Annotated in this window: 11 protein-coding genes; 6 read left to right on the top strand and 5 right to left on the bottom strand. The window is 66.9% G+C overall.

The genetic code is table 11. From position 1 onward, the window contains the following. From AC5RWT_RS30105 to AC5RWT_RS30080, 6 genes are all read left to right on the top strand, one after another. A partial coding sequence (locus AC5RWT_RS30105) for a prolyl oligopeptidase family serine peptidase (protein WP_494083408.1) occupies positions 1-407 on the top strand: 407 nt, incomplete at its 5' end. A gap of 145 nt (positions 408-552) precedes the next feature. Then, positions 553-1,056, top strand: a complete 504-nt coding sequence (locus AC5RWT_RS30100; protein WP_494083407.1) for a hotdog fold thioesterase — start codon at positions 553-555, stop codon at positions 1,054-1,056. Between the two features lie 54 nt (positions 1,057-1,110). After that, on the top strand, positions 1,111-2,448 hold the full coding sequence (gene paaK / locus AC5RWT_RS30095; protein ID WP_493966678.1) for a phenylacetate--CoA ligase PaaK: 1,338 nt from the start codon (positions 1,111-1,113) through the stop codon (positions 2,446-2,448). Between the two features lie 88 nt (positions 2,449-2,536). Next, entirely contained in the window at positions 2,537-3,166 is a 630-nt protein-coding gene (locus AC5RWT_RS30090; protein ID WP_493966679.1) for a TetR/AcrR family transcriptional regulator, read from the top strand. A gap of 236 nt (positions 3,167-3,402) precedes the next feature. After that, the gene (locus AC5RWT_RS30085; RefSeq protein ID WP_494083409.1) at positions 3,403-4,059 is read left to right on the top strand and encodes a nicotinamide mononucleotide transporter; all 657 of its coding nucleotides are present in this window, start codon (positions 3,403-3,405) and stop codon (positions 4,057-4,059) included. A 24-nt stretch (positions 4,060-4,083) separates the two neighbouring features. Then, positions 4,084-4,809: a nicotinamide mononucleotide transporter gene (locus tag AC5RWT_RS30080; RefSeq protein WP_494083406.1), complete on the top strand. Its 726-nt coding sequence runs from the start codon at positions 4,084-4,086 to the stop codon at positions 4,807-4,809. On the opposite strand, the gene paaZ is transcribed toward AC5RWT_RS30080, so the two are convergent. From paaZ to AC5RWT_RS30055, 5 genes are all read right to left on the bottom strand, one after another. After that, positions 4,790-6,859: a phenylacetic acid degradation bifunctional protein PaaZ gene (gene paaZ, locus AC5RWT_RS30075; RefSeq protein WP_494083405.1), complete on the bottom strand. Its 2,070-nt coding sequence runs from the start codon at positions 6,857-6,859 to the stop codon at positions 4,790-4,792. The two genes, AC5RWT_RS30080 and paaZ, sit on opposite strands and share 20 nt — an antisense overlap. A 244-nt stretch (positions 6,860-7,103) precedes the next feature. Further along, positions 7,104-7,871 carry a tyrosine-protein phosphatase gene (locus tag AC5RWT_RS30070; RefSeq protein ID WP_494083404.1) on the bottom strand — a complete coding sequence of 256 codons (768 nt, stop codon included), beginning with the start codon at positions 7,869-7,871 and terminating at the stop codon, positions 7,104-7,106. Positions 7,872-7,893: 22 nt separating this feature from the next. After that, positions 7,894-8,748: a 3-hydroxyacyl-CoA dehydrogenase family protein gene (locus AC5RWT_RS30065; RefSeq protein WP_494083403.1), complete on the bottom strand. Its 855-nt coding sequence runs from the start codon at positions 8,746-8,748 to the stop codon at positions 7,894-7,896. Positions 8,749-8,760: 12 nt separating this feature from the next. Then, complete coding sequence (locus tag AC5RWT_RS30060; protein ID WP_494083402.1) at positions 8,761-9,582, bottom strand: enoyl-CoA hydratase/isomerase family protein; 822 nt, start codon at positions 9,580-9,582, stop codon at positions 8,761-8,763. Beyond that, positions 9,582-10,357 (bottom strand): thiolase family protein (locus AC5RWT_RS30055; protein WP_494083401.1); only part of this gene is annotated, 776 nt, incomplete at its 5' end. The genes AC5RWT_RS30060 and AC5RWT_RS30055, both read right to left, overlap by 1 nt.

Below are 10,357 nucleotides of genomic sequence, written 5' to 3'. Positions count from 1 at the left end.
ACGCGGCGATCGTGGCGCAGGTGCCGTTCGTGGACGCCCTGACCTCCATCCTGGATCCGGACCTGCCGCTCTCCGCGCTGGAGTGGGAGGAATGGGGAAATCCGATCACCGACCCCGATGTCTACGCCTACATGAAGTCCTACTCCCCGTACGAGAACGTGCACCCGGCGGCCTACCCGAAGATCGCGGCGGTGACCAGCTTCAACGACACACGGGTGCTCTACGTCGAACCGGCCAAATGGGTGGCGGCCCTGCGGGAGACCGGAACCGGCCCTGATCCGATCGTGCTCAAGACCGAAATGGATGCCGGCCATGGCGGCGCGTCCGGTCGCTACGAGGCCTGGAAGGACCGGGCGTGGGATTACGCTTTCGCCCTCGATGCGATCGGCGGCACCGAGCCGGCCTAACGCCGGGCACGGCGGCGCTGTCCGCATCCGGGAGCGCCGCCCCACACCACCGACCGGCGCTGCCGCCGCCCTGGGTCCCGTCTTGACTTGGATCACAAATCAGGATTACCTAATGAACATTCGGTATTAAAAGCAAGGGGCCTTCATGACGGACATCGACGTCGACACTTCCCGCGAGAATCCGGCGGACAGCAACAACCTGCAGCCGGGAGAGCGACCGATGCATCCTGCCTTCGTCGATGACCAGGCCGCGCGCTGGATGGGCGTGGAAGTCCTGAAGGCGGAGTTTGGCGACGTCGTCATCCGGATGCGGCTGCGCGAGGAGATGCTCAACGGCTTCGGCATGGCGCAGGGCGGCATGGTGTTCGCCTTCGCCGACGTGGCTTTCGCGCTGGCCTGCAACGACCCCGACGGCGACGGCAGCACCATCACGGTGGCCTCCGGCGTCGACGTGAATTTCCTCAACCCGGGGTTTGCCGGCCGAGAGCTGACGGCCACCGCCCGGCTGGTCAACCAGACCGGGCGCAGCGGCCTGTATGACATCACCGTCACGCAGAAGAACCCGAAGGGTGACCCTGACGTCCTCCTCGAGTTCCGCGGCCGTTCCCGCACCGTTCCCAATCCCGCCCGCAAACCGGCCGCCCCCTGAGGCGCCTGCCTTCTACCGATTAGCACTGCCCACCCCGCATTAAAGGACCGTTCCATGACGACCACCACCGGTACGAAAGCCCGCAAGACAACTCCCGCCGCCGAGGACACCCTCGACCCCGAGGAGCTGATGAGCCGGGACGAACTGGAAGCGCTCCAGCTTCAGCGCCTGCAGCACACGGTTGCCTACGCCTATGAGCGCGTGCCGATGTACAAAAAGAAGTTCGACGACGCCGGTGTGCGCCCCGAGGACCTCAAGGAACTGTCCGACCTGGCCAAGTTCCCTTACACGGACAAGGAAGACCTGCGCCGGTCGTACCCCTTCGGCATGTTCGCCGTGCCGCAGGAGGAAGTCGCCCGAATCCATGCGTCCTCGGGCACCACCGGCCGCGCCACCGTGGTCGGCTACACCCGCCGCGACATCCAGAACTGGGAGACGCTGTTCGCCCGCTCCATCCGCGCTTCGGGCGTGAAGAAGGGCATGAAGGTCCACAACGCCTACGGCTACGGCCTCTTCACCGGCGGACTGGGCGCACACTACGGTGCGGAGAAGCTTGGCTGCACGGTGATCCCGATGTCCGGCGGACAGACCGAAAAGCAGATCCAGCTGATCCAGGACTTCGAACCGGATGCCATCCTCTGCACGCCCACCTACCTGCTGACCATCGTCGACGCGATGGAGCACGCCGGAGTGGACCCCAGGAAGACCTCGCTGAAGGTCGCCGTGCTGGGCGCGGAGCCGTGGACCGATGAGATGCGGCACGAGCTGGAGTCCAAGATGGACATCGACGCCTGCGACATCTACGGACTCTCCGAGGTCATGGGCCCGGGCGTGGCCGGCGAGTGTGTGGACTACAAGGACGGTTCCACTATCTGGGAGGACCACTTCCGGCCGGAAATCATCGACCCGCTCACCGACACCGTGCTGGCCGACGGCGAAGCAGGCGAACTGGTCTTCACCTCCCTGACCAAGGAAGCCATGCCGGTGATCCGTTACCGCACCCACGACCTCACCCGGCTGCTGCCCGGCACCGGCCGGCCGAACATGCGCCGCATCGGCCGGATCACCGGCCGCTCCGACGACATGATCATCCTGCGCGGCGTGAACCTCTTCCCCACCCAGATCGAGGAAATCGCCCTGCGCATCCCGGGCCTGAGTCCGCACTTCCAGTTGGAAATCACCCGGCCCAACCGGATGGACGAGCTCACGGTCAAGATCGAACGCCGCGAAGACTGCACCGCCGCCAAGGCCACCGAGGCGGCCCGCGAGCTGCAGCGCCAGATCAAGATCCACGTGGGCTCCAGCTGCAAGATCGTGGTCGCCGACCCCGGCAGCCTGGCCCGCTCCAGCGGCAAACTGCGCCGGGTCTATGACCTGCGCGACAACGCCTGAAGAAGCCGGTGAACGACGGCGGGTGCCCGGCTTGCCCAGGCACCCGCCGCCCGCTTTACTGACCTAACGGTCGTGGGAGAATGGAACAATGGCGAAGACAAAAACCCAGGAGACCGCCCGCCGCGGCCGCCCCGGCTACGACCAGCAGTCGGTGCTGAACGTGGCCGTTGGGGTCTTCAACAAGCATGGCTACGAGGCCACCTCCATGGGCATCCTGGCCGAGAACCTGGGCATCTCCAAGAGCGCTATCTACCACCACGTCCCGTCCAAGGGCGACCTGCTGCGACTGGCGCTGGAAGAAGCCCTCGGCAGCCTCGAAGCCGTGCTCGAAAACCCGTCCGCCTCCGCCGGCCGTGCCGATGACCGCCTGGAGTTCGTACTGCGCGGCACCGTCCAGGTTCTGTGCGACAAACTGCCCTACGTCACCCTGCTGCTGCGCCTGCGAGGCAACACAGAGATTGAACGCGATGCGCTGGACCGCCGTCGTACGTTCGACCACAAGGTCGCGGAACTGGTGGACGCAGCCCGTACGGAGGGCTCGGTGCGCGGAGACATCGACCCGAGAATCACGGCGCGGCTGCTGTTCGGCACCATCAACTCGATTGTTGAGTGGTACAAACCGGGTGGATCGCTCTCCCCGCAAAAGCTCGCCGATGACCTGATCGCCATGGTCTTCGACGGCCTGCACCTGCCTGCTGCGGCCCGCGTCATCGCCTGACGAAGGCTGCCGCCCGGCTCACTGCTTCCCCGCCCGCGTCACACCGCCCGGCTCACTGCTTCCCCGCCCCGCGCCACACCGCCCGGCCGGCTGCTCTGTTGCTGATGCACGGCCGCCGACCTCCTGCGTTGGCCCTGATCGAGGACTGACTTTTCCTCCTGCAGCTCTGGCTCAATTCGCGGTCCACCCCTGCTAGGCTGACCTCAACCAGTCGACGTTATGGGGACGTGATCGATATGGATGGGGTGTTCGAATGGGTCTCGGCGCTGAATATGGCGCTGACCCTCGCCGCCGTTGTTTTGTTTGCCTACCGCGTACCCTGGGCGTGGCTGCTGCCGGTCACCGCAACGGCTGTCCTGCTGGCCACCGGAATACCCGACGGACGGTTGAACACCAGCACCGTTTTCGTGCTGGCCGCCGCGCTTTACGGGCTGTGGAAATGGATTCAGTACCGGCGCGAAGGTTCCAGCGTGCCGCTCCGGCCGGCCCATGGCCGTGAATGGGGAATCGGCGCCGGCCTGTTGCTGCTGCTGTACCTGCTCAATGGCTTCGCCGGTGTCACCCCGGTAGCCGAGATCGGTCCGCTCTATTTGTTCAATGCCCTGCTGGCTGCTCTTCCAGCCGTCATGTACCTGGGCTTTGCGCACGGCATCACGCAGTCGTGGTGGCTGGGCACAGCGCTCTCGCTGGCAACCATGTTCCTCTCGGCCATCCAAGACGCCCCGGTCTGGTTCTCCCTGTATGGCGCGATCGCTGCCGGGCTCCAAATCTTCGGCTATTTGGCGTGGCAGGGTGCGTTGCGGCGGCCGGTGCGGAGCAAGCACCGGCTGGCGGCGGTGCGGCCACGCCACACCACCACTGAAGGTACTGGCGCAGCGGGCCGAGCCGTGTAAGCGCCACCACGGGAGGGCGGCGGGATGGACTGGATTATGGCGTTGAAGGTCTTGGATGGCTCGGCCGGCGCCATGGTCTCCATGGGCCACCTGCAGGCGCTGGTCGGCCTGCTCACGGTCTCCCTGTTCGGCCTGAGGTCCCGATGGGTCTGGACCGTACTGCTGATCCAGGAAGCGCTGGTTCTACTGCTGCTGCTCATTCCGGGTTTCCACGGCGGCAGCGCCGTCTTCGTCAACGCCTCAGTGGGTGTGGCGCTGCTGCTGCCCTGCTACGGCGCTTGGCGCTGGCGCGCGGCGGCCGCATCCCTTGGTCCGGCCGGGCAAGGCTCCGGGGTGCCGATCCGTCTGGCAACCGGCCGGGATTGGGGCCTGGCGGTGCTGGTCCTGGTCACGGCCACGTTCTTGTTCATGGCCAGTGACATTTACGGGGGATTCCCCTTGGAAGGCGGCCTGCTCACCGTCCTCGTGCTGCAGGCCCTCTATGCCGCGGTGCTGACGGTGGTGCATCTGGGCCTGGCGCACAGGATCTACGAGGCGTGGTGGTTGTGGCTGGCTTTCGCCGTGGTGCAACTTGCCACGTCGTTGGTGTTTCCCAGTCCGCCGACCTCGCAGCTGCTGAACGGCGCCACCGTGCTGGCGGTGCTGTTCGCGTGCTGGCGGTGGCACGCGGCGGTGTTCCCGCCGGTCCCCGGGGCGAAGGCCGCCGGGGACGCGGCAGGAGGAGCTCCGGCTACTTCTCCACCAGTGTGAGCACGTCGTAGGTCGCGACGATCTCGTCGTTCTGGTTGGTCAGCACGGCATCCCAGGCGACCTCGCCATACTCGTCCGTCTCGCGCGGAGTAATGCGCTTGGCGGTAAGGGTCACGCGGATCGAGTCACCGGCCGCAACAGGCGTGATGAAGCGCAGGTTCTCCAGACCGTAATTGGCCAGGACCGGCCCCGGTGCGGGCTCGACAAACAGCCCGGCGCCCCAGGCGAGCAGCAGGTAGCCGTGCGCCACGATGCCCGGGAAGAAGGGATTGGCCGCCGCCGCTTCGGGATTGGTGTGCGCGTAGAACGTGTCTCCCGTTTCGTTGGCGAACGCGGTGATGTCCTCGAGCGTGACCTGGCGCAGTTCCGAGCGCAGGGCATCGCCGATTTTCAGCTCGGCCAGGCTCTTGCGGAACGGGTGCACGGCGTCGAAGTTTTGGTCAGCTCCGGTATGCCACACACCTGTCACGGCGGTGAGCATGTTGGGAGACCCCTGGATGGCGGTGCGCTGCATGTGGTGCAGGACGGAGCGGATGCCGCCCAATTCCTCACCGCCACCGGCGCGTCCCGGTCCGCCGTGGATGAGGTGCGGCACCGGGGAGCCGTGTCCGGTCGATGTCTTGGCGTCCTCGCGGTTGAGCACCAGCACGCGGCCGTGGTGGGCTGCGATCCCCGTGACCAGCACGCGGGCGGTCTGGGGGTCATTGGTAGCCACCGTGGCGACCAGGGACCCCGAGCCCTTGGCTGCCAGCCGCACGGCATCGTCCAGATCCTCGTAGCCAATCACTGACGAGACCGGCCCGAAGGCTTCCAGCGAGTGCACGGCTTCGGCTTCCGCGTCCTTCCAGGTCAGGAGCACCGGCGACATGAAGGCACCCTCGGAGTCGCCCACGGTGCCGTCGGCACGCGTGACTTGCGGCGAATCGAGCGTGCCGTACGCCAACTCGCCCCCGGCATCGACCATGGCCTGGACCGCGGCGCGGACGTCCTTGAGCTGCTCCAGCGAGGCCAGCGCTCCCATGGTCACGCCTTCGGCCCTGGGATCACCGACCACCACGCGCTGCTCGATCCGGGCCCGCACGGCGTCGGCGACGTCCTGGATAAGGTCCCGGGGGACGATGGCCCGGCGGATCGAGGTGCACTTCTGCCCGGCCTTGGCGGTCATCTCGGTGACCAGCGACTTAATGTACGCCTCGAACTCAGGTGTCCCCGGCACCGCGTCGGGGCCAAGGATCGCTGCGTTGAGCGAGTCCGCCTCTGCGGTGAACCGGATGCCGCCCTCGGCCACGTTCGGGTGGGACTTCAGCAGGTTGGCGGTCGAGGCGGAGCCGGTGAAGGCGACCGCGTCGCGGTAGTCCAAGTGATCCAGCAGGTCGCGGGCCGAGCCGGAGACCAGCTGCAGCGAACCGGCCGGAAGGATGCCGGACTCAATGATCAGCTTCACTGCCTCGGCGGCGACGTAACCGGTGGGGGTGGCGGGCTTGACGATAGTCGGTACACCGGCGATGAAGGCCGGAGCGAATTTCTCCAGCATGCCCCACACCGGGAAGTTGAAGGCGTTGATCTGCACGGCCACGCCCGGGATCCGGGTATAGATGTGCTGGCCCATGAAGGAGCCGTCCTTGGAGAGCACCTCTGCCGGCCCGTCGACAACGACCTGGGAGTTCGGCAGTTCGCGCCGACCCTTGGAACCGAAGGTGAACAGCACGCCAATGCCGCCGTCAATATCGATCATGTTGTCGATCTTGGTGGCACCGGTCCGGTGCGAAACCTCGTACAGCGCCTCCCGCCGGGCGTTCAGGTACTGAGCCAGCTCCTTGAGCTTGAGCGCGCGCTGGTGGAACGTCAACTTGCCCAGTGAGGCTTGGCCGACCGAGCGGCCGTGGTCGACGGCGGCTGCGAGGTCCAACCCGTCCGTACTGACGCGGGCCAGCACATCGCCCGTGCTGGCGTCGCGCACCTCGGTGCCGGAAACATCGCCCTCGGGCGTCCACCAGGCATCCTGGATGTAGCTGGGAACAATTTCGACATCAACGGCGGTAGAGGTCATCGTTGACAGCCCTTTCTTTTCCCCCGGCCCGGTGCTGCGCACGATGGGAAGGGAAGATAAAATACTGAACGGTCGGTCGGTAACATATCTAGCCTACATGACCGTGGCCGGCGGCACAGCCCCTGTTGGCCGGCGCAGGCGGCGGCCTGGCGGCCGAAGCGGCGCCCGGCGGCCCGGCGGCCTACGCAGCGCCGGCGCCTTGCGGCTTTGCCGGGCGGAGCCCGGTACCGCCCGGCCCTGGGAATCACCTGAGCCGGCTCCGGAGCGCAGCGATGTCGACATGGGTCAGGCCGTGGCGGAGCAGGAACGGCTCCACCTCCAGCTGGGCCAGCACCTGCATCAGCGACCCGCGCATGTCCGCCACCCGCGCTTCGAGCTCGTCGCCGGCAACGTAGCGCTCCACCGGATGCGGATAGGGGCTGATCCGGTGCCAGTCGTTGATGCCGCGGATGCCCAGTTCGTGGGCGTCCGCAATCCGCTCGGCGGGCACGCCGGCGAGCTGGAGCAGCATCATGGAGACCATCCCCGTGCGGTCCCTGCCCGCGGAGCAATGGACGACGACGGCGCCCTCTGCGTGCGCCAAGGTGCGGAAGACCTCGGCGATTAGTTGCGGAAAAACCCGCACGTTGTCCAGGTAGAAACGCGGGTGGTTCATGTAGGGGGCGCTGATGGCAAACCCGGCATGCCCGGGCTCTTCGGTCGGCCGGTTCAGCACGATGAACTTATCCATGGCCGCGGGCGGCACCACCGGATCGGTCGGGCGGCGGGATCGCTCCCCGGGATTGCGCAGATCCACGATGGTGCGCACGCCGTCGTCGTACGCTTGCTGCCAGCCGGCGGCAGTGAGCCATTCCGCGCGGCCCATCCGGAAGATGTCCCCCGCCACCCGGCGGGCGTTGACCGCGCCTTCCCAGGCGACGGCACCGGCGGGGACAGAACCGGAGGGACCGGTGGGGACAGAACCGGAGGGACCGGAGGGGACAGCTCCGGCCGCGTCCGCCCGGCCGCTCATTCCGGCCGCTCCTTCCGCACGGTTACTTCTCCCAGTCGAAGAAGCCTTTGCCGGACTTGCGGCCCAATTCGCCGCGGGCGACCTTGTCGCGCAGGATCTGCGGCGGGGCAAACCGCTCCCCGAGCGTCGAGTGCAGGTACTCGGCGATGCCCAGACGGACGTCGAGTCCCACGATGTCCGTGGTCTTGAGCGGACCCACCGGGTGCTTGTAGCCCAGCACCATGGCAGCATCAATGTCTTCCGCCGATGCCACGCCTTCCTCGACCATGCGCATGGCTTCCAACGCGATGGCCACGCCCAGTCGCGAGGAGGCGAACCCCGGAGCGTCGTTGACGACGACGGCGGTCTTCTTCAGTGCCTCGACCCAGCTCCTGGAGGCGGCCGCCAGCTCCTCGGACGTCTGGGGAGCCAACACCACTTCCACCAATTGCGAGGCGGGAACGGGGTTGAAGAAATGCAGGCCGCAGAAGTTCGCCGGGCGCTGCAATTGGTCCGCAAGCTTGGTGATCGACAGCGATGAGGTGTTCGTCGCCAGCCAGGCCGTGGGTGCCAGTTGCGCTTCGACGGCCTTCAGCGCGGTGGACTTCAGCTCGAAATCCTCCGGCACGGCTTCCACGACCAGTCCGCACGAAGCAAATGAGCCGTAGTCGGTGGAAACGGCCAGCCGCGCCGTGAGCGCCCCCAGCGACTCCTCCGTGGTGCCTCGCTCCACGCTCTTGGCCAGCGCAGAGGCCACCCGCTCACGCGCGGCCTCTGCGGCAGCCTCGTCGCGCTCGACGACGACGACGTCGGCGCCCGCTGTCAGGAATGCGTGGGCAATGCCGGCGCCCATGCGGCCGCCACCAAGCACGCCTACGTTATTCGGAATAGTCTGCACAGTTCATCTCCCTTACTTGGATTCCTGGTGCTGGGCTGCGCTCCTCGCGGCGCTCCTGGCGGCGCTCCTGGCGGCGCTCTTATCCAAAAATGCCTGCATCCGGTCGAATTTGGCCTGCGACTCGAACAGTATGCCTTGCGCGATGGTGTCGATCACGGGGTGCGCCTCACGCGGGGTGTGGAACACGGATTTGGTGATGCGCACCGCCAGCGGATCCTGCCTGGCGATCCGGTCCGCCAGCGCGTGCGCGGCGTCGATGAGTCCGCCGGGCTCGTGGATCTCGGTGATCAGACGGGCTGCCAGCGCCTCGTCGGCGTTGAGGATGCGCCCGGCCAGCAGGATCTCCTTGGCCAGTGGCTCGCCGACCAGTTCCTTGAGGCGCCAGGTGGCGCCGGCGGCCGCCATGATGCCCAGGCCTGTCTCGGGCTGGCCGATCTTCACTGAGGGGGTGGCAATCCGGAAGTCGGCAGCGTAGGCCAGTTCCGCTCCCCCGCCAAGGGCAAAGCCATCGAGGGCGGCGATGACCGGCATCGGCAGCCGCGCAATGCGGTGGAAGACCGTGGAGTTGATGCCGGCCAAGGCATCATCACGACGGCGTTCACGCAATTGGGAGATGTCCGCGCCGGAGGCGAAGATTCCCTTGCCGTTGACCTCGGTGCCGGACAGAATCAGGATCCGCGGTTCGCGTTCCAGAACAGCACACACGGCGTGCAGTTCGTCCACCATTGTCTGGTCGATTGCGTTGCGGACTTCCGGCCGGTTCAGCGTCAGATGGACGCGGTCCTCCCGCTCGCCCACCCGCAACGTAGTGAAGGAGTAGTCGTCGAAGAGCATCAGACCCGCTCAACGATCATCGAGGTGCCCTGGCCCACGCCCACGCACATGGTGGCCAGGCCGCGCTGTGCGCCTTCGCGCTCCATCCGGCCCAGCAGGGTCACCACCAGGCGGGAGCCGCTGGACCCGAGCGGGTGTCCCAAGGCGATGGCACCGCCGTCGTTGTTCACAATGCTTTGGTCCAGCTTCAGGTCCCGCAGAACCGCCAGCGACTGGGTGGCGAAGGCTTCGTTGAGCTCGACGGCGCCGAGATCGTCTACGCTCCAGCCCGCGCGGTCCAGCACCTTGCGGGTGGCCGGCACCGGCCCGATGCCCATGACTTCCGGTGCGACGCCGGCCGACGCGCCGTCGACAATGCGGGCGCGCGGGGTGAGGCCGAACTTGTTGATGGCGGCTTCGGAGGCAATCACAATGGCCGAGGCGCCGTCGTTGAGCGAACTGGAGTTGCCGGCAGTCACCACGCCGTCCGGCTTGATGATGGAGCGCAGTCCTGCCAGCACCTCCATGGTGGTGCCGGCACGCGGCCCCTCATCGGTGTCGACGACGGTGTCGCCCTTGCGCCCCTTGACCGTCACCGGGACGATTTCCTCCTTGAGCCGGCCCGCCTCGATGGCTGCGATGGCACGCTCGTGGGACTGAACTGCGAATGCGTCGGCGTCTTCCCGGGAAATGCCGTAGACGTCGGCGACTTCCTCTGCGGTCTCCGGCATGGAATAGGTCATCTTGCCGCCGCGGCTGAGGTCCCCCTTGGCGAAGCGCTGGTTGACGAAGCGCC

It is taken from the genome of Arthrobacter sp. Dra40 (assembly GCF_059091905.1).
Note: the sequence above shows the minus strand (reverse complement) of the source record. Positions and strands in the feature narration are given on the sequence as shown.